The sequence below is a fragment of the Bradyrhizobium sp. SUTN9-2 genome, from assembly GCF_003122645.1.
In the GTDB taxonomy this organism is placed as follows: domain Bacteria; phylum Pseudomonadota; class Alphaproteobacteria; order Rhizobiales; family Xanthobacteraceae; genus Bradyrhizobium; species Bradyrhizobium yuanmingense.
Map to the genome: position 1 here is coordinate 6125380 of NZ_LAXE01000001.1, position 20218 is coordinate 6145597.

Sequence of the window (20218 nt, forward strand, 5' to 3'; positions counted from 1 at the left end):
GCGGCTACGCTCCCGCCCAGACGTCCAGCACATAGCGGTTGTTCGCGCCCATCTCCTCGATCCAGCGCGCGCCTGCCGCGGCATCACTGCCGCTCTTGTCGCGGTGGATCGCGACGAGCGCCGCCTTCACGTCGGGCTCCATCTTGCCGCCATCGCCGCACACATAGATGATCGCGCCCCGCTCGATCAGCGGCCAGACCTTGTCCTTCTGCGCCGCGATCACGTGCTGCACATAGGTCTTCGGCCCGTCCGCGCGCGAGAATGCCGTGAACAGCTCGGTGATGCCGCTCGCCGCCAGCGCCTTCAGCTCCTCCGCGTAAAGAAAATCCTGGTCGGGATGGCGGCAGCCGAAGAACAACATGGCCGGGCCGAGCGCGGCCCCTTTCGCCTTGCGCGCGGCGCGCTCCTGGAGGAAGCCGCGGAACGGCGCAAGTCCCGTGCCCGGACCGATCATGATAACAGGCACGGAAGGATCGTCCGGCAGGCAGAAGCCCGCCTTGGTCTCGCGCACGGTGGCATAGATCGTATCGCCCTCCCGCCGATTGGCGAGATAGTTCGAGCAGATGCCCTTGTAGGTGCCGCGGCCGGAGGCAGCCGGACCTTCGACCACGCCGACCGTGACGCTGCAACGCGCCGGGTCGACCGACGGCGAAGACGAAATCGAGTAATAGCGCGGCGCCAGCAGCGACAGCATTTCGAGATAGACGTGGAACGGCAGTTCGCAAGCCGGATATTCGAGCAGCAGGTCGAACACCGATTTGCGCTTGGCGAGGATCTCACCGCGATAGCGCTCGAGCGGCTCCGCCTCCTCGCCGACGAAGGCCAGCAGCTTCGGCTTGGTGACGGGACAGCGGGTGTGCTCGGCCATGATCTGGATCTGCTTGCGCGTCGCGACCTGCTGCAGCTCGACGAACTCGCTGAGCAGGCGGCCAACCGACACGGCCGCGCCGACCGGCAATTGCGCGCGCCGGCCTTCGGCCACCTGAAGCCTGATCTGATCGGCCGGCAAAAAGCCGAAGCGGCGGGCAACTGAATCAACCAGCGTAGGATCGTTGCGCGGAACGACGCTGAGGTGATCGCCGACGCGGTAGCTGAGGTTGGCCGGCAGCTGCACCTCGATGTGGCGCGTCGAGCGCTCGGAAGCATTCGCGCCGGACTTGTTCTGGAGCTCGTCATTGACCAGCACCTTCATCGCCACTGCGCCGCCCTGGGCGACGATGGTGTTGACGGCGGTCACCGCGACCGGCTCGATTGCATAGAGCGGATCGTCCTCGGCGGTGCGGGTGAAATTCCAGTCGATGCCGAACTCCTTGGTCGCGACTTGCGCGGCGGCGGGGAACCATTTCTGGAACTGGTCGTCGAGATCGCTGCGGGCATCGCCCTCGCCGCGCGGATAGACCGCGCGCGCACCATGCTTCGACAATTGCTCGTCGATGAAGCGCGGCACCGATTGATAGGTCGCGGCCCAGTCGCTGTTGCCGCAGCCGAACACGGCGTAGCGCACACCGGCGAAGACATCCTTCGGCAGATCCTCACCGAGCCATTTGACGAACTGCGTCGCATTGTCCGGCGGCGCGCCGTTATAGGAGGCGCAGATGATCAGCACCCCGCCCTCCTGCGGCAGCTTGCCGACATAGTCGTCGAGCGGGCCGAGATGCACGGCAAAACCGTTGATCTCGGCAAGATCGGCCATGCGCGTTGCGAGCTCCTCGGCGGTGCCGAGATTGGAGCCGTAGAGCACCAGCATCGGCGTGTTGTGGCCGGGCCGCGTGGTGGGCTGACGCTGCGCCTTTGGTGCCGAGGACGCAACCGCAACGGGCCCGCCATAAGCGCCGCGCTCGCGATCGGCGCGCGGCCGCACCTTGATCTTGAAGCCTTCCGGCTTGATGGTCAGCGTCTCCTTCAGGTGCATCTGGTAGCGCTGGTGGTCGATCAGCTTGAAGCGCTGCAGGATCATGCCGAGCGCGAGCGCTGCCTCGTGCATGGCGAAGCCGCGGCCGATGCAGGCGCGCTGGCCGTTGCCGAACGGCTTCCAGGCATTGATCGGCCGTTTTGCCTCCGCCTCGCGGCTGAAATTCTCGGGGTCGAACGCGTCGGGATTGGGACCCCACACGCTTGGATCACGATGCAGCGCCGTCACCAGAATGGTGACGAACGTTCCTTTCCTGAGCTTGTACTTGCCGCCGCCGATGGTCTCGTCGTTCAGCGGCGAGATGCCATAGGCCGGCGCCGGCGGCCACAACCGCAACGACTCCTTGAGGATCTGCGTGATGTAGGTGAGCTGCGTCACCTGCTGATAGGTCGGCTTGGCGTTGACGTCGGGGCCGAAGACCCGGTCGACCTCGTCATAGGCCTTCTTGAGAATCTCCGGGTGCTTGAGCAGCGCGTACAGCGTGTAGGACAACAGGCCGCTTGTGGTCTCGTGCCCTGCGATCAGGAAGGTGTTGATCTGGTAGCGGATATTGACGTCGTCGAGCTGCTCGCCGGTGGAACGGTCGACGCCGGTCATCATCGCGGCGAGCATGTCCTTCTTGTCGTCGATGCCTTCCGCGCTCTTGCGCCGCTCGGCGATGATCTCGTCGACCATCTTGTTCATGAAGGCGACGTCTTGGGCCAGCGTCTTGCGCCGCTTCTGCATCCAGAGCTGCTCGAACGGCAGGCCGCGCGTCATCATGATGGTTTCGAGCGATCGTACCAGTGACTCGACGAAAGGATGGTAGTCGCGCCGGTAGAACGAGTTGAAGCGGTACTCGAAGCCGCACAGGCCGATCGTATCCAGCGTCAGCGCGGTCATGTCGTGGACGACGTCGATCTCGTCGTCGGCGTTGAGCCGCTCCCATTTCTGGACGAGCTGCTCGGCGATGTCGACCATGCTCGGGTGATAGGACTGCATGGCGCGGTTGCCGAAAGGCTGCAGCAGGATGTTGTGCGCCTTGCTCCAGTTCGGCTCACGGGTGTCGGCGGTGAAGAGGCCGTCGCCGCCGACCGCACGCACGCGCCGCAGCGCGCCGCGCACCGTCTTGTCGAACCGCTTCTCGTCGGAGAGCTCGTCGACGAGATCGTGGCCGGAGACGACGACGATCGGCGAGCCCATCATGTCAAGCCAGAAGATCGGACCGAGCTCCTTGGCAAGCCGCGTCAGGTGCTGCACGGGAGCGGCCGCGTCCAGCGACAGCATATTGCCGACCACTGGCTTGGTCGGCGGCTGCGGAATCGGGTCCAGACGGTTCTTGGATGACATCGAAATGTAGTCCCCCTGCCTCAATGTCGTCGTTGCGAGCGAAGCGAAGCAATCCAGAAATGTATCCGTGGAGGCAGTCTGGATTGCTTCGTCGCCAGCGCAAATTGCTTGGCAATTTGCCGCGGGCTCCTCGCAATGACGCGTTCCCAATGACGAGCGCTAGCCAAACCGCCTTCTCCGCCACTCGATCAGCTTGGCGCTGACCTCCTCCGGCTTCTCCTGTTGCGTCCAATGGCCGCTGTCCTTCACCAGATACTTCTCGAGATCATCGATCAGTTTCTCCATGCCGTCGGCCGCCGAGGGCGGCAGCACGGCATCATTCTCCGCCATGATCATCAACGAGGGCACGTGGATGTGGTGGTCCAGCCCCTCGGCGCGCTCCCAGTTGCGGGTGAAGTTGCGGTACCAGTTGATGCCGCCGGTGAAGCCGGTCTTCGTGAAGGTGTCGACGAACACCTTCTTCTCATCAGCCGACAGGATCGGCGTGCGCGGATCGACCTTGGCGTCGTACGCCGCAATCATCTGCGGGAAAGCCAGGTTGGTCTTCGACGAGGCGCCGACACCCGCGATCGGCGGCTCGTCCGGTTTCGCCGCCGGCTTTGCCAGCGGCTTGCGCATGAAGGCGTCGAAGGTCTGCTCGACGCGGCTGCCGAAGATCTTGTCCGGCTCGCGCGCGGGATCCTGGAACTGGACGATGTACATCTGGTCGCCGTAACGCTGGCGAAACAGCGCGATCGGGTCGATCGGCATACGGTCCCAATGCGGGGTGTTGACGCCGACGACTCCGGCGACGCGCGTGGGATGCCGCAGCGGCATCTGCCAGACGACGAAGCCGCCCCAGTCGTGGCCGACGAAGATCGCCTTGTCGATCCCGAGATGATCGAGCAGACCGACGAGATCGCCGGTCAGGTGCTCCATGTCATAGGCTTCGACCGGCTCGGGCCGGTCGGTCGCGCCGTAGCCACGCTGGTCGGGCGCGACCACGCGGATGCCGGCCTCGCTTAGTGCCTTGATCTGGTGACGCCAGGAGAATGCGAGCTCCGGCCAGCCGTGGCACAGCACGACCGGCGGTTTGTCATCGGCCGGGCCCGCCTCGTAGAAGCCCATGCGGATTCCGTTCGTCGTCGCGAACTTGAGCGGCGGCATTTCAATCATTGCAAATTCCTTACTCCGCAGCGCCCTTGATATCGGTGGCCGGCGGCGTGTAGGCCGCCTCCAGCGCGGCGAACTCCTCGGGCAGCATGTCGCACATCACCTGCACATGCGGGATGATGTTGGCACCGACGATAAAGCCGAAATCGAGCTGGTCGCGATAGCTCTGCACGGTGATGTTGAGTGCCTGCCCGTGGGTCGAGATAGACACCGGGAAGATGTGCAAGAGCTCGGCACCGGCGGCATAGAGCGTCTGCCGTGGCCCGGGCACGTTGGACACGGTGATGTTGGCCGCGGGCGGCAGCACGTCGGAGAGGTTCGAGCGGCTATAGAGCAGCGCCAGAATCTGCACCATGATCGGCGCGCCCAGCATCGAGATGTTGGAGACCTGCGGCATCAAAGCCCGCAAAGGATGCGACATCTCCTTGGACTTGGTTGATTGCGCGATGATCGCTTCCAGCCGCGCCTTGGGATCCTCGATGTTGGTGGCGATCGAGCAGATCATGCCGAACACCTGGTTGTTGGCCTCGGTGTTGCCCTCCTCCCGCAGCGAGATCGGCACCGCTGCGGTCAGGGATTTCGCCGGCAGCGTGCCGTATCGCAGGAGATAGCGGCGGACGACGCCGGAGGCGAGCGCCAGCACCACGTCGTTGAGCTTGCCGCCGGCCTGCTTGGCCAGCGCCTTGGCCCGCGACAGCGGGATCGATACGCCGGCAAAGCTCCGCTCCGAGGAGATCGTCTTGTTGAGCATGGTCGGCGGCGACACCATGCTGGCAAGGCTCTCGCGCGACTTCGGATCGGCGATCTTGCCGAGCACGTCGGAGACGCTCTTGAGCACGGTCGGGATGTTGCCGGCAAAGCGCACCGCGCTCTCGATCTGGTACATCGCGTTGTCGAACAGGATCGAGCCGATGTCGCTCTTGCCGGTGCGGGGCAACTGCAGGTTCTTCGCCGCTTGCGAAGCCTCCAGCGGCTGGCTGAACAGCTGCTGATAGGAGTCGAGCAGGTTGGCGGCGATGTCGCGCGGCTCCTGCCCGGGCTTGCTGCCCGCGGTCGGCGGATCGACCTTCCGCGGGATCGGCGAGATGTCGTAGATCATGTTGGTCAGCGCCGCACCGGCGCCGCCATCGATCGCGGCATGGTGCATCTTGGAATAGAGCCCGACCTCGTTGTCCTTCATGCCCTCGAACACGTAGAACTCCCAGAGCGGACGGGCGCGGTTGAGCAGCTTGGCATGCATCCAGCCGACGATGCGCTCGAGCGCGGCGCGGTCGCGCGGCTGCGGCAGGCTTGCCCGGAAGATGTGGCGGTCGATGTCGAACTGGTCGTCCTCGATCCAGGAGGGATGATCGATGTCGAGCGGCGCCTTCTCCAGCCGCGCCTTGAGAATCGGCGCGATGTGCAGGCGCGAGACGATCATCGCCTTGAACTCTTCGAAGAAATCGCCCTTGTAGTCGTCAGGCAGGCGGAAGATCGCCATGCTGCCGACATGCATCGGCATCTCCGGTGTTTCCAGATAGAGAAACGACGCGTCAAGCGACGACAGCTTCTTACCGTCAGCCATGGTTCCCTCCCGAGTATTCGACGGGCGCCTTGGCGGCGCTTCTCGTCAGGCCGATACTGCCCGGTCCGGCGGGGCATATGCAATGGCAAACGGCCCCGCCCGGTCAAATGGCCGGAAGTCTCCCTCCGGTTGCGCCAGGCGATCCGCCACGGCCCACAGCACCGCCGGGTTCACGCCAAGCCCAATATGGCTCGCCAGGTGCACCTCGATGTTCTCGGCACGGTCGGAGGGGCGCAGCAGACAGGTCCGCCAGTTCACGACGCCGTCGGCGCGCGAATAGATCGACGTTGCCGGCACCGGCAGATCGCCGGCAATCGCCTCGCGCGCTTCCGCAAAGTCCTCCACCTTCTCGCCGGATAACGTCTCATAGAGCCGTGTCGCGTTGGTCGCCCGCACATCGTTGGCAAAAGGGCTGCCGAGCGTGACGACGTAGCGGACCTTGTCCGGCGCCCAAAGCGCGAGATCGCGGGCATAGACGCCGCCGAGACTCCACCCGACCAGGCTGACCTTGCGTCCCGTGGCGGCATGGATTTCGGCCAAGCGCATGCGCAGCGAATCCCGCATGCGCCCGAGCCCGCCGAGATTGCGGCCCATCCGCCAGGCATGCGCCGCATAACCGAGCTCGCTGAGGTAGCGCCGTATCGGCACCATGGAGAGGTCGCTGGCGAGAAAGCCCGGCAGCGCCAGCACCGGATGGCCATCGCCCCGCGGCGCCCGCATCAGGAGCGGCGACAGCAAGAGGCTCGCATTCAACTCGAATAGCCCACGGGCCTCGGCGAGCAGCAGGCCGAGACCCGGCGGACGAAGCCGGCCTTCTTGCAGCGCCCCGTCCGGCTCGGGCGACACTATTTTTTCTTGTCGCCGCTGCGGGTGCCGCCGAGGCCGGCCATCGCGACGAACATGTCCTGAAACCGCTCGGCGATCTTGGGATCGAAGGTGAACCAGCTCTGGATCAGCGATTCCGGCGAGATCTTCTCAATATTGCTGAGCACCTGCTGCTGCAGCTTGTCCATGACGGCGGACTGCATCGGCGCCACGTCAGGCAGACCGAAGAACTGACGGGCTTCGAGGGGGGTACAGTCGATTTCGATGTTAACCTTCATGTCCCCTCCGGATGAGATTCGAGCGGCCTGTCGGAGTATCACCGCGAGAAGGTCTGCAAGGCAAGCGACCTGAGAGGAAGCCGCTAGGACCAGCTTCCCCAATCGACGGGTATGGTCAATCAAATTGTCGGCCCGCGCCCCGCGCAGAAGCTCGCCGGCCTGCCGGGGATTGCCGGGCAGCATTGCTGCACAGCGGCGCAACTTGGCGCGTTCCTTGCTGGAATGACGCTTGCACGGCTCGAGAACTCTGGGCAACATGGATCAGTCAGCCTCGCCGAACAATCAAAAATCACCGGCGCGGCGGTGTGGAGAGGGTCAAGAATGTCAGTCGGTCAAAGTCTGTTTGCGGCGACACTCGCCGGTACGCTCGCGTTGGCGGTCTCGCCAGCATCGAGCCAGACGCTACGTTATGCCAACCAGGGTGACCTGAAGTCGCTCGATCCCTATACCCTGAACGAGAGCACCACCCACGCTCATCTCGGCCACGTCTATCAGGGCCTCACGGCGCGCGACAAGGACCTCAAGATCATTCCGGCGCTGGCGGAAAGCTGGGAAACCCCAGAGCCGACGCGCTGGCGCTTCCATTTGCGCAAGGGCGTGAAATTCCACAACGGCAACCCCTTCACCGCCGACGACGTGGTGTTCTCGGCCGATCGCGTCCGCAAGAAGGGGTCGAACATGCAGACTCGCCTTGCGCCGGACGTCAAGGTGGTCAAGGTCGATGACTACACCGTCGACTTCGTCCTGCCCTCGCCAAATCCCATTCTGCATAACGCGTGGGACGTCTGGTACATCATGAACAAGAAATGGGCCGAGGAGAACAACGTCGTCGATCCGACGCCGGTGGCGGCGACCACGCCGAGCTATGCCTCACTGAACGAGAACGGCACCGGTCCCTTCATCATTGAAAGCCATCAGCCCGGCGTGAAGACGGTGTTCAAGGCCAATCCCAATTATTGGGGCAAGGTCGAGGGCAATCTCAAGGAGATCATCTTCACCCCGATCGCTTCCGACGCCACCCGCGTCGCCGCCCTGCTCTCGGGCGAAGTCGACGTCATCGAGCCGGTTCCGATCCAGGACATCTCCCGCGTCGATTCCAGCCCGAACGCTCAGGTGCTGAAGGGGCCGGAGCTGCGCACCATCTTCATCGGCTTTGACCAGATGCGTGACGAGCTGCTCTACTCCAACATCAAGGGCAAGAACCCGTTCAAGGACGTCCGCGTCCGCGAGGCCTTCTACAAGGCGATCGATATCGAGCTGATCAAGACGCGCGTGATGCGCGGGCTGTCGACGCCGTCGGCGCTGATGATCGCACCGGAACTGTTCGTGCTGTCCAAGGAGTTCACGCGGCCGAAATTCGATCCCGACGGCGCCAAGAAGCTCCTGACCGAAGCCGGTTACCCCGACGGCTTCGAGGTCACCATGGACTGCCCGAACGATCGCTACGTCAACGACGCCGCGATCTGCCAGGCCGTGGTCGGCATGCTCGCCCGTATCGGCGTCAAGATCAATCTTCTGGCGCAACCGAAGGCGCAGTACTTCGCCAAGGTGCTGAAGCAGGGCGGCTACCAGACCTCGTTCTATCTGCTGGGCTGGACCCCGAGCACGATGGACTCCCACAACGTGCTCTACGACATCATGGGCTGCCGCGACGATGCGAAATCCTCACGCGGCGAGGCCAATCTCGGCGGTTATTGCAACAAGGAGTTCGACGCCATCACCGACAAGGTGCTGGTCGAAACCGACACCGCCAAGCGCAACCAGCTGATCAAGCAAGCCTACGAAATCGGCATGAAGGGCTGGTCCTACATCCCGCTGCACCAGCAGGCGCTGGCCTGGGGCGTGTCGAAGAAGGTGAACCTGCCGCAGCGCGCCGACAATCTCGTCATGTTCCACTGGGCAACCAAGAAGGAATAGGATGGGTTGAAAACGAGGTCCCGGCGGCATCCACCTTCCGGGACCTTTTCTTTTCCGGCCGCCAAGGACGTCGGCCGTACGCTCACCCAAGGACAGTGGAAGGCATGCTCGCTTTCACGCTTCGCCGCGCCGTTCAGGCCATCGGCGTCATGTTCGCCGTCGGCATCATCGCGTTCTCGATGTTCCGGTTCGCCGGCGACCCCGTCAACCAAATCGTCTCGATCGACACCTCGGCCGCCGAACGCGCGATCGTGCGCAAGTCGCTCGGCCTCGATGACCCCGTGCCGGTGCAGTTCGTGCGCTATTTCGCCGATGCGGCGCAGTTCAAGTTCGGCGTCTCCTACCAGTTCCGCCAGCCGGTCGCGACGCTGTTGATGGAGCGCATGCCCGCGACGCTGGAACTTGCGATCTGTGCGACCGTGTTTGCAATGGTGTTCGGCATCCTGATGGGCGTCTATTCGGCGCTCAAGCGCGATACCGTGCTGGCCAAACTATTCCAGGCGGTCTCGCTGATCGGCATCTCGCTGCCGACCTTCCTGATCGGCATTCTCCTGATCTACCTGTTCGCAGTGACATTGGGCTGGTTGCCCTCGTTCGGCCGCGGTGAGGTGGTCAAGCTCGGCTGGTGGACGACGGGCCTGCTCACGGTGTCGGGACTGAAGGCGCTGATCATGCCTTCGATCACGCTCGGTCTGTTCCAGATGACCCTGATCATGCGGCTGGTGCGCGCGGAGATGCTGGAAGTGTTGCGGACCGACTATATCCGCTTCGCCCGCGCGAGGGGGCTGACTACGCGCGCGATCCACTTCGGCCACGCGCTGAAGAACACGCTGATTCCGGTGATCACCGTGGCCGGGCTTCAGTTTGGCTCGGTTATTGCATTTTCGATCATCACTGAAACCGTGTTCCAATGGCCGGGCATGGGGCTTCTGTTCGTCCAGGCCGTGCAAAACGTCGACATTCCGATCATGGCCGCCTACCTGCTGATGGTTTCACTGATCTTCGTCACCATCAATCTGGTGGTCGACATTCTCTACACCGTGGTCGATCCGCGCCTGCGCTCGACCGTCGGTCGCGCCGCATAGGGCAGCCTGCATGTCCGACGCAGTCGTCTCCAATTCCGACAAGCAAAGCGCGCAGCCGGCGCAGGCCGCCCATGGCTGGTTCAGCCGCACGCTCGACAGCGACCTGTTCTATTCGTTCCGCCGTTCCAAGCTCACCATGGTGGCTGCGGCCATCACGGTCCTGTTCTTCCTGCTTGCGATCTTTGCATCCGTGCTCGCGGTGCAGAACCCGTTCGATCCGGCACAGCTGCAATTGATGAATTCGCGGATTTCACCGCTGTGGACCGCGGACGGCCAGAGCCCGTTCCTGCTCGGCACCGACGAGCAAGGCCGCGACGTGTTCTCCGCGATTCTCTATGGCATGCGCATCTCGCTCGCCGTCGGCGTCGCCGGCGTGATCTTCGCCGGCGCGCTCGGCATCGCCCTCGGCCTGATCGCCGGCTATTTCGGCGGCGCAGTGGACGGCGTGATCATGCGGATCGCCGACGTGCAGCTGACCTTCCCTGCGATCCTGATCGCGCTGCTGGTCAACGGAATCGCGAAGTCGATCCTCGGCAACCGGCTGGACGCCACCAGCATGCTGGTGGTGCTGGTGATCTCGATCGGCCTGAGCTTCTGGGTCGGCTATGCCCGGACGGTGCGCAGCTCCGTGATGGTCGAGAAGAACAAGGACTACGTCGCCGCCGCACAGCTGATCGGCCTGCCCGCGCCGAAGATCATGCTGCGGCACGTGCTGCCGAACACGATGGGCCCGATCCTGGTCATCGCTACCATCAACCTCGCGCTCGCCATCATCACCGAGGCGACGCTGTCCTTCCTCGGCGTCGGCCTGCCCGACACCATGCCCTCGCTCGGCACGCTGATCCGCATCGGCAACAATTATCTGTTCGCCGGCGAATGGTGGATCGTCGCCTTCCCGGGGCTCGCGCTCGCGGCGCTGATCCTGTCGATCAATCTGCTCGGCGACTGGCTGCGCGACGCGCTCAATCCGAAGCTTCGATGAATACGCCTCGTCCATGACCGAACCCGTCCTTTCCGTGCGCGATCTTCACGTGGAGTTTGCCTCCCGCCGCGGCACGCTGCGCGCCATCGACGGCGTCTCCTTCGACATCGCCAAAGGCGAGGTGCTCGGCGTCGTCGGCGAGTCCGGAGCCGGCAAGTCCGTCACCGGCCTCGCGGTGATCGGCCTGATCGATCCGCCCGGCCGCATTGCCGGCGGCGAGATTCATCTCGCGGGCCTGCGCATCGACAATCTGCCGCCGGAGGAGATGCGCCGTATCAGGGGCAAGCGCATCGGCATGATCTTCCAGGATCCGCTGACATCGCTCAATCCGCTGTACAAGGTCGGCGACCAGATCGTGGAGACGATCCGCACCCACCTCAATCTGTCCGAGTCGGCCGCCCGCCGCCGCGCCATCGACCTCCTGGCCGAAGTCGGCATTCCCGCGCCGGAAAAGCGTATCGACGGCTATCCCCACGAGTTTTCCGGTGGCATGCGCCAGCGCGTCGTGATCGCGCTCGCGATCTGTGCCGAGCCCGAGCTGATCATCGCGGACGAGCCGACCACCGCGCTCGATGTCTCCGTGCAGGCGCAGATCATCTCGCTGATCAAGCGGCTCGGACGCGACCACGGCACCGCGGTGATGCTGGTGACGCACGACATGGGCGTGATCGCCGAAACCTCCGACCGCGTCGCGGTGATGTATGCCGGCCGCGTCGCCGAGATCGGCCCGGTGCAGGACGTCGTGAAGAATCCGCTGCATCCTTATGCCAAGGGCCTGATGGGCGCGATCCCGACGCTTGCGGGCGAGGACAAGCGCCTGGTGCAGATCCCGGGCTCGATGCCGCGCCTGTCGGCGATCCCGCGCGGCTGCTCGTTCAATCCGCGCTGCGCCTTCGCCTTCGATCGTTGCCGTGTCGATCGGCCGGAGCCGCTGCCGCGCGGCGCGCAATCGGTGGCCTGCCACCTCTATGACGACGTGCCGGCGGAGAGCGTGGCATGAGTGCTCCCTTCGTCCAGGCCACAAACCTGCGCCGCGTCTTCGACGTCTCGAAACCCTGGCTCAACCGCGTGCTTGAAGGCGGACATCTCGAATATCTCAAGGCAGTCGATCACGTTACCTTCGACATCAGGAAGGGCGAGACGTTTGCCCTGGTCGGCGAGTCCGGCTCCGGCAAGACCACGGTGGCACGCATGGTCGTCGGCCTGCTGCCGCCAAGCGCCGGCGACGTGCTGATCGACGGCGTCTCCATGACCGACCCGCGGCAGGCGCCAGCGCGGCGGAAGCTGCGCCGGCGCATCCAGATGATCTTCCAGGATCCCTATGCGAGCCTGAACCCGCGCTTCCGGGTCGATGCCATCATCTCCGAGCCGATCCGTGCCTTCGACCTGATCCAGGGCGAGCGCGACATCCAGGCTCGCGTCGGCGAGCTGCTCAGCCTCGTCGGCCTGCATCCGGACGACCGGCTGAAATATCCGCACGAATTCTCCGGCGGCCAACGCCAACGCATCGCGATCGCGCGCGCGCTCGCGTCCGACGCCGAATTCATCGTCTGCGACGAGCCGACCTCGGCGCTCGACGTCTCCGTGCAGGCGCAGATCCTGAACCTGATGCGCGACCTCCAGGACAAGTTCGGCCTGACCTACATGTTCATCAGCCACAACCTCGCCGTGGTGCGCCACATGGCGAGCCGCGTCGGCGTGATGTATCTCGGCCGCATCGTCGAGATCGCGGACGGACGCGAGCTGTTCGCAAATCCGCGCATGCCCTACACCAAGATGCTGCTGGGCGCCGTGCCTGATCTTGCCATGAGCGGCCGCCAGCGCATTCCGGTCAAGGGCGAGATCCCCAACCCGATCAATCCGCCCTCCGGCTGCGCCTTCAATCCGCGCTGTCCGCTGGCGTTCGATCTCTGCCGCAAGGAGACCCCGGAACTGATCGACGGCGTCGCCTGCCATGCGGTCAACACCGCGCCGGTCCCGGCGTGACGCGCGCGTGCCATGCAGCCTGCGCATTTGGAAGCGGCGTGGCCCTGTGATCAATTGCACGCGCCGGAAATAAGGTGGTGAAGTCCCATGGGCAGTAATATCAATCCCGATCCGTTCACGACGAGGCCCGAGATCGAGGGCACGTTCGGGGTCGTCGCCACCACGCACTGGATTGCGACGGCCGTGGGCATGGCCATCCTGGAAAAGGGCGGCAATGCCTTCGATGCCGGCGTCGCCACCGCCTTCACGCTCCAGGTGGTCGAGCCGCATCTGAACGGTCCCGGCGGCGACGTGCCCATCATCGTGCATGACGTCAAGCGCGGCCGTACCGAGGTGATCTGCGGTCAGGGCCCGGCGCCGGCGCGGGCCACCATCGCGCATTATAGAAGCGAAGGCCTCGACATGGTGCCGGGCACGGGCCTGCTCGCCGCCTGCGTTCCCGGCACCTTCGAATCCTGGATGATGCTGCTGCGCGACTACGGAACGATGCGCGTGCGCGACGTGCTGGAGCCGGCGATCTCCTACGCCCGCGACGGCTATCCGCTGGTCGAGCGCGCCTGCGCCACGATCCAGACCGTCGAGCAGCTGTTCCGCAAGCACTGGCCGACGTCCGCCGCGGTCTACCTCCCGAACAGTGAAGTGCCGAAGCCAGGCACGCTGTTCACCAACAAGACACTGGCTGCGACCTACGCCCGGATCCTGAGCGAGGCGGAAAGCGGCGGCGGTGGCCGCGATGCAGAGATCGAGCGCGCGCGCAAAGCCTGGTCGCAAGGCTTCGTCGCGGAAGCCGTCGACAAGTTCTGCCGAACCCAGGAGGTGATGGACGTCAGCGGCTCGCCACATCGCGGCGTGCTCTCCGCCGACGACATGGCGCGCTGGCAGCCGACAGTCGAGGCGCCGCTCACCTACGATTACGGCCGCTACACGGTCTGCAAGGCCGGCGTATGGAGCCAGGGCCCGGTCACGCTGCAGCAGCTCGCGCTGCTGAAGGGCTTTGCGCTCGACGGCCTCGACCCGACAGGGCCGGAGTTCATCCATCTCCAGATCGAATGCGCCAAGCTCGCCTTTGCTGATCGCGAAAAATTCTACGGCGATCCCAAGTTCAACGAGATCCCGATCGAAACGCTGCTGTCGGATACCTATAACGACGAGCGCCGCAAGCTCGTCACCGACAAGGCTTCGCTCGATTTCATCCCTGGTTCTGTCGAGGGCTTCGGCGGTGTCGTCAAGCTGCGCCGCGCGGAGGGCCAGCGCGAGGCGGTCGGCGCGCTCGGCGCCGGCGAGCCGACCGTGGGCCGCTTCGGCGAGGTGCGCGGCGACACCGTGCATTTCGACATCATCGATAGGGACGGCAATATGGTGTCGTCGACGCCGTCGGGCGGCTGGCTGCAATCCTCGCCGATCATTCCCGAGCTCGGCTTTTGCCTCGGCAGCCGCGCCCAGATGTTCTGGCTGGAGGAAGGCCATCCCGCCGCGCTCGCGCCGGGCAAGCGGCCGCGCACGACGCTCTCTCCGACCATGGCGCTGCGCGACGGCGAGCCTTACCTCGCCTGGGGCTCGCCGGGCGGCGATCAGCAGGACCAGTGGATCACGCAATTCTTCCTGCGCCACGTCCATTGCAACCTCAATCTCCAGGAAGCGATCGACGCGCCGGCCTGGCATTCCGAGCATTTCCCGATCTCGTTCTGGCCTCGCACCGCGCGTCCCGGGGTGCTCGTGGTCGAGAACCGCGTGCCGAAGGCAACCATCGAGAACCTGCGCGAGCGCGGACATATCGTCGAGGTCGGCCCCGACTGGTCCGAAGGCCGCCTCACCGCGGCCTCACGCGTGGGCCCGCGCCGGCGCGCCGCCGCCAATCCGCGCGGCATGCAGGGCTACGCGGCGGGACGCTGAAGGCAGCACATGACCTGGTCGATCATCGCGCGCGATCCTGCCACCGGCCAGTTCGGAATCGCGGTCGCGACCCGCTTCTTCGCCGTCGGCGCGCGCGTGCCGTATATTGCCGCCGGCCTCGGCGCAATCGCAACACAAGCCTTCGTCAATCCCTATTACGGCATCGACGGCATCAAGTTGTTGCGCGAGGGCCTCAACGCCCACGACGTGCTCGCCACGCTGCTGGCGACCGATGGCGGCCGCGAGAGCCGCCAGGTCCATATCATGGATGCCAGCGGCGCAATCGCCGCGCATACCGGGCGCGACTGCGTTGATTGGTGCGGCCACGTCGCGGGCAGCGGCTTCTCGATCGCCGGCAATATGCTCGCCGGCCCAGACGTGCTCGACGAGACCGCGAAGACATATATCGCAAATGACAGCCTGCCCTTCCCGCGCCGCCTGCTCGCGGCCATGCGCGCCGGCGAAGCCGCCGGCGGCGACAAGCGCGGCAAGCAATCGGCCGCGCTCGTGATCCACGGCGAGGAGGAATGGCCAGCCCTGGACATTCGCGCCGACGACCATCCCGATCCGCTCGGTGAGCTCGAACGCCTCGAGCGCGTCAGCCACGAGCTCTGGGTGCACTTCCGCGCCTCCATGCCGACGCGGCAGAACCCGGCCGGCAACACCGATCGCAGCGTCATCGACGCCAGCATCGAAGCGGCGCGCGCGAGACGATCATGAACGCCAGCCCCCTCATCGAGATCAAGGATCTGCGTATCCGCTTTCAGGGCGACGACGGCCGCATCACCCACGCGGTCGACAGCGTCGATCTCAGCGTCGCCAATGGCGCGACGCTCGGCCTGGTCGGCGAATCCGGCTGCGGCAAGAGCGTGACGTCGCTGGCGATCATGGGCCTGCTGCCGAAGCAGAGCGCGGAAATAAGTGGCGCGATCCGCTTCGACGGTTTCGACCTGCTGACCACGCCGGACCAGACGTTGCGCGATCTGCGCGGCAACCGGCTGGCGATGATCTTCCAGGAGCCGATGACCTCGCTCAATCCGAGCTTCACGATCGGCGACCAGATCATCGAGACAATCCTGCGTCACCGCGGCGGCTCGCGGAGGAACGCGCGCGAGCGCGCGATCGAGCTGTTGCGCCGCGTCCATATCCCTTCGCCCGAGCGTCGCATCGACGACTACCCGCACAAGCTCTCCGGCGGCATGCGCCAGCGCGTCATGATCGCGATGGCACTCGCCTGCGACCCGCGGCTGCTGATCGCGGACGAGCCGACCACCGCACTCGACGTCACCCTGCAGGCCCAGATCCTGGAGCTGATGCGCGAGCTGAAAGCCGCGAGCGGCGCCGCGATCATCCTGATCACCCACGATCTCGGCGTCGTCGCCGAGGTCTGCGACGAGGTCGCGGTGATGTATGCCGGCGAGATCGTCGAGCGGGCGCCGGTCGATGAATTGTTCTCCGCGCCGCAGCATCCCTACACCGTCGGCCTGCTCGGCTCGATCCCGCGGCTCGACCACCGCGCCGAGCAGCTTGCGACAATCGAAGGCATGGTGCCGAACATGGCGCGGCCGCCCGGCGGTTGCCGCTTCGCCGCGCGTTGCCCCTTCGTGCTCGACGCCTGCACCAGGGCGCCGCCGCCGCTGGTCGAAGTCAGCGGCGGCCACCTCTCGCGCTGCATCCGCGCGCCGCTCGAACTTCTGGTGTCGTGATGGCGCTGCTCGAGGTTGAAGGCCTGGTCAAGCATTTTGTCGCCCAGCGGTCGCTGCTCGGCCGCGCGCTGGCGCACGTCAAGGCGGTCGATGGCGTGTCCTTCTCGCTGGAGGCCGGCAAGACGCTGGCCTTGGTCGGCGAATCCGGTTGCGGCAAGTCCACCGTCAGCCGCCTGGTGCTGCGGCTGATCGAGCCGGACGCTGGTATGATCCGCTTCGACGGCCGCAACCTGCTCGCGCTCGACGCCGGGACCTTGCGCGCCTTCCGGCGCGAGGCGCAAATCATCTTCCAGGATCCCTACGCCTCGCTCAATCCGCGCATGACGGTCGGCCAGATTCTGACCGAGCCGCTGGCGTTGCACGATCTGGTGCCGCCGGTGCGGCGGGCCGAGCGCGTTGCCGAACTGCTGCGGCTGGTCGGGCTGGAGCCGCGCCTCGCCCGGCGCTATCCGCATGAATTCTCCGGCGGCCAGCGCCAACGCATCGCGATCGCCCGCGCGCTCGCGGTCGAGCCGAAGCTCATCATCTGCGATGAGCCGGTCTCGGCGCTCGACGTCTCGATCCGCTCGCAGATCCTCAATCTGCTGCGCGAGCTCCAGGACCGGCTTGGCCTCGCCTACATCTTCGTCTCGCACGACCTTGCCGTGGTCAAGCACATCGCCGACCACGTCGCGGTGATGAATCTCGGCCAAATCGTCGAGACGGCGGAAGCCGACGCGCTGTTCGCCGCGCCGCGCCACCCCTACAGCCGGGCGCTGCTGTCGGCGATCCCGCTGCCGCAGCCGAAGGCGAAACGAACGACGGTGCTGCTGGAGGGCGAAATCCCGAGCGCCCTCAATCCGCCCGCCGGCTGCCGCTTTCACACCCGCTGCCCGTTCGTGATCGAGCGCTGCCGCAATGAGGCGCCTGCGCTTCTAGCTGACCGCACCGGCCATGCCACCGCCTGTCACCGCACCGCGGAGCTGCCGTCCGCCGACGCCATTCTACCCACCGCCGGCGGGTTTTCGCCGGCGCTTGCAAAGCTGGTCGCGGCCTTCAGCCAAAAGACGGAAGGCAGCAGCCCCGCCGGGGTTGGTATACAGTGCGCCGCGTCCGCAACGAAATAGCCGAAGCAATGGGGATTGACCGATGAAGATGTTTCGCCTGGCCGCAACAGCTGCCGCTGTGCTGGTGTCGATCGGGGCCGCGCAGGCCCAGACCACGTTGCGCATCGGCCTCGCCGAAGACCCCGATATCCTCGACCCTACGATGGCGCGCACCTATGTCGGCCGCATCGTGTTCTCCTCCTTCTGCGACAAGCTGTTCGACATCGACGAGAAGCTCAACATCGTGCCGCAGCTGGCGCTCTCGAGCGAAACCGCCGACGACGGCAAGGCGCTGGTCATCAAGCTGCGGCCCGGCGTGAAATTCCACGACGGTGAGCCGTTCGATGCCGAGGCCGCAAAATTCTCGCTGGAGCGGCATCTGACGTTCCCCGGCTCGTTCCGCAAGCCGGAGCTCGCCTCGGTCGATCACGTCGAAATCGTCGATCCCCTCACGGTCAAGCTGGTGTTGAAGTCGCCGTTCTCGCCCCTGCTCGCTCAGCTCACCGACCGCGCCGGAATGATGATGTCGCCGAAGGCCGCCAAGGAGGCCGGCGACAAGTTCGGCCTTCGCCCGGTCTGCGCCGGCCCCTACAAGTTCGTCGAGCGCGTGCAGCAGGACCGCATCGTGTTCGAGAAATTCGCCGACTACTGGAACAAGGACAACGTCTTCATCGACAAGATCGTGTTCCAGCCGATCGTCGATGCCACCGTGCGGCTCGCAAACCTGAAATCCGGCGGCCTCGATCTGATCGAGCGCGTACTCGCCACCGACCTCAAGGAGGTGCGCGCCGACTCGCGGCTGAAGGTCGCGACCGCCATCGAGCTCGGCTATCAGGGCATCACGCTCAACATCGGCAAGGACAAGGCCAAGGGCCCGCTCAGCCAATCCGCCAAGGTGCGGCAGGCACTCGACTGGTCGATCGACCGCGAGGCGATCAACCAAGTGGTGTTCAACGGCGAATTCAAGCCGGGCAACCAATGGGTCAATCCCGATCACCCCTATTATCAGGGCGCATTTCCGATCCACGGCCGCGACATCGCCAAAGCCAAGGCCCTCCTGAAGGAAGCCGGCGTCACTGGGCCAGTCAGCGTTGACTTCCTGGTACCAAAGGGTGCCGAGACCGAAGCGGTGGCTCAAGTGGTGCAATCCATGGCGAGCGAGGCGGGCTTCGATATGAAGATCCGCGTCACCGAGTTTGCGACGTCGCTGAAGCAGGCCGAGTCCGGCGAATACCAGGCCTTCATGCTGGCATGGAGCGGACGCATCGATCCCGATGGCAATTCCTACGTGTTCCTGCGCAAGGATGCGCCGCAGAACTACAGTGCCTGGACCAACGCCGACGCGGACAAGGCGCTCGACGATGCCCGCCGTACGTCGGACATGGCTCAGCGCAAGGCCGCCTACGAGAGACTTGCGAAGCTGGAGCTGGAAGATCACGCCATCCTCTACCTCTATCACCGCCGCATCATCATCGCGCACACGACCAAGCTCGAAGGCTATAGGCAAATGCCGGACGGCCTCGTCCGCGTTGTCGGCCTCAAGCTGAAGTGACGCTGCGAGGATGCTGAACTTCCTCGCCCGCCGCCTTGTGCAGATCGTGCCGACGCTGTTCTTCGTCTCGGTGCTGATCTTCTCGCTGCAGCAATTGCTGCCGGGTGACCCCGCGCTGGTGATGGCGGGCGAGGAGCGCGACCCGGCCGTTATCGAGCAGATCCGCCGCCAATACCGGCTCGATCAGCCCGTCCCGGTGCAGTACGCCTACTGGATCAAGGGCGTGCTCTCTGGCGATTTCGGCGAGTCGCTGCGCAACAAGATGCCGGTGCGCGAGTTGATCGCACAGAAGCTGCCGGTGACGCTGCAGCTCGGCTCGATGGCGATCCTGATCGCGTTGCTGATCGGCATTCCCGCGGGCATCGTCGCGGCCGTGAAGAAAGGTTCGGCCTGGGACTACGGCGCGAACCTGTTTGCGCTGTGGGGCATCTCGACGCCGAACTTCTGGCTCGGGATCATGCTGATCTTCCTGTTTTCGATCGAGCTTGGATGGCTGCCGGCTTCCGGCTACGTGCCGCTCACCGAGAACTGGCGCGCGAGCCTGGCCGTCACCATCATGCCGGCCTTCGTGCTCGGCAATGCGATCGCCGCGATCCTGATGCGGCATACGCGCAGCGCCATGCTTCAGGTGCTGGAAAGCGACTACGTGCGCACCGCGCGCGCCAAAGGACTGTTGGAGCGCACGGTGATCCTCAAGCATGCCATGCGCAATGCGCTGACCCCCGTCATCACGCTCGGCGCGCTCGAGCTCGGTACGCTGCTCTCCGGCGCGGTCCTGACCGAGCAGATCTTCTCCATTCCCGGCTTTGGCAAGCTGATCGTGGATGCCGTATTCAACCGCGATTATGCCGTGGTGCAGGGCGTCGTCCTGGTGACGGCCACGGTCTACATCACGCTGAATCTGGTGGCCGACATCGCCTACATCCTCGTCAATCCGCGGCTCCGGGGCTGA

The 20218-nt window shown here is 65.1% G+C and carries 16 protein-coding genes; 11 read left to right on the forward strand and 5 right to left on the reverse strand.

Going from position 1 to position 20218, the window contains the following annotated elements:
* Positions 1 to 4: 4 nt before the first annotated feature.
* The 5 genes from XF30_RS28365 to XF30_RS28385 all read right to left on the reverse strand — a co-directional run bounded on the left by XF30_RS28365 (position 5) and on the right by XF30_RS28385 (position 7060).
* The gene (locus XF30_RS28365) at positions 5 to 3241 is read right to left on the reverse strand and encodes a bifunctional cytochrome P450/NADPH--P450 reductase (RefSeq protein WP_109144508.1); all 3237 of its coding nucleotides are present in this window, start codon (positions 3239 to 3241) and stop codon (positions 5 to 7) included.
* A 159-nt stretch (positions 3242 to 3400) separates the two neighbouring features.
* Positions 3401 to 4396, reverse strand: a complete 996-nt coding sequence (locus tag XF30_RS28370) for an alpha/beta fold hydrolase (RefSeq protein ID WP_036043129.1) — start codon at positions 4394 to 4396, stop codon at positions 3401 to 3403.
* Positions 4397 to 4406: 10 nt separating this feature from the next.
* On the reverse strand, positions 4407 to 5957 hold the full coding sequence (locus XF30_RS28375) for a WS/DGAT/MGAT family O-acyltransferase (protein ID WP_109144509.1): 1551 nt from the start codon (positions 5955 to 5957) through the stop codon (positions 4407 to 4409).
* Between the two features lie 45 nt (positions 5958 to 6002).
* On the reverse strand, positions 6003 to 6803 hold the full coding sequence (locus tag XF30_RS28380) for an esterase/lipase family protein (RefSeq protein WP_109144510.1): 801 nt from the start codon (positions 6801 to 6803) through the stop codon (positions 6003 to 6005).
* Positions 6803 to 7060, reverse strand: coding sequence for a DUF6489 family protein (locus XF30_RS28385; protein WP_109144511.1), 258 nt, complete (start codon positions 7058 to 7060; stop codon positions 6803 to 6805). The genes XF30_RS28380 and XF30_RS28385 overlap by 1 nt, the downstream gene beginning before the upstream one ends.
* A 321-nt stretch (positions 7061 to 7381) precedes the next feature.
* On the opposite strand from XF30_RS28385, the gene XF30_RS28390 reads away from it, so the two are divergent.
* The 11 genes from XF30_RS28390 (at position 7382) to XF30_RS28440 (ending at position 20218) form a co-directional block, all read left to right on the forward strand.
* Positions 7382 to 8977 carry an ABC transporter substrate-binding protein gene (locus tag XF30_RS28390; protein WP_109144512.1) on the forward strand — a complete coding sequence of 532 codons (1596 nt, stop codon included), beginning with the start codon at positions 7382 to 7384 and terminating at the stop codon, positions 8975 to 8977.
* A gap of 104 nt (positions 8978 to 9081) precedes the next feature.
* Positions 9082 to 10062 (forward strand): ABC transporter permease, encoded by a 981-nt coding sequence (locus XF30_RS28395; protein WP_036025775.1) that lies wholly within the window; start codon positions 9082 to 9084, stop codon positions 10060 to 10062.
* A 10-nt stretch (positions 10063 to 10072) separates the two neighbouring features.
* Positions 10073 to 11044: an ABC transporter permease gene (locus tag XF30_RS28400; protein ID WP_057027054.1), complete on the forward strand. Its 972-nt coding sequence runs from the start codon at positions 10073 to 10075 to the stop codon at positions 11042 to 11044.
* A gap of 13 nt (positions 11045 to 11057) precedes the next feature.
* Complete coding sequence (locus XF30_RS28405) at positions 11058 to 12044, forward strand: ABC transporter ATP-binding protein (RefSeq protein WP_057027053.1); 987 nt, start codon at positions 11058 to 11060, stop codon at positions 12042 to 12044.
* On the forward strand, positions 12041 to 13030 hold the full coding sequence (locus XF30_RS28410) for an ABC transporter ATP-binding protein (protein WP_036025780.1): 990 nt from the start codon (positions 12041 to 12043) through the stop codon (positions 13028 to 13030). The genes XF30_RS28405 and XF30_RS28410 overlap by 4 nt, the downstream gene beginning before the upstream one ends.
* Before the next feature lie 87 nt (positions 13031 to 13117).
* Complete coding sequence (locus XF30_RS28415) at positions 13118 to 14923, forward strand: gamma-glutamyltransferase family protein (protein WP_109144513.1); 1806 nt, start codon at positions 13118 to 13120, stop codon at positions 14921 to 14923.
* 9 nt (positions 14924 to 14932) lie between these two features.
* Entirely contained in the window at positions 14933 to 15643 is a 711-nt protein-coding gene (locus XF30_RS28420) for a DUF1028 domain-containing protein (protein ID WP_109144514.1), read from the forward strand.
* A complete protein-coding gene (locus tag XF30_RS28425) occupies positions 15640 to 16629 on the forward strand; it encodes an ABC transporter ATP-binding protein (RefSeq protein ID WP_109144515.1) in 990 nt (329 codons plus the stop codon). Before XF30_RS28420 ends, XF30_RS28425 begins: the two co-directional genes overlap by 4 nt.
* On the forward strand, positions 16629 to 17735 hold the full coding sequence (locus tag XF30_RS28430) for an ABC transporter ATP-binding protein (RefSeq protein WP_192893278.1): 1107 nt from the start codon (positions 16629 to 16631) through the stop codon (positions 17733 to 17735). The genes XF30_RS28425 and XF30_RS28430 overlap by 1 nt, the downstream gene beginning before the upstream one ends.
* Before the next feature lie 22 nt (positions 17736 to 17757).
* Complete coding sequence (locus XF30_RS28435) at positions 17758 to 19266, forward strand: ABC transporter substrate-binding protein (protein ID WP_109144517.1); 1509 nt, start codon at positions 17758 to 17760, stop codon at positions 19264 to 19266.
* A 10-nt stretch (positions 19267 to 19276) separates the two neighbouring features.
* Positions 19277 to 20218, forward strand: coding sequence for an ABC transporter permease (locus XF30_RS28440; protein WP_025034874.1), 942 nt, complete (start codon positions 19277 to 19279; stop codon positions 20216 to 20218).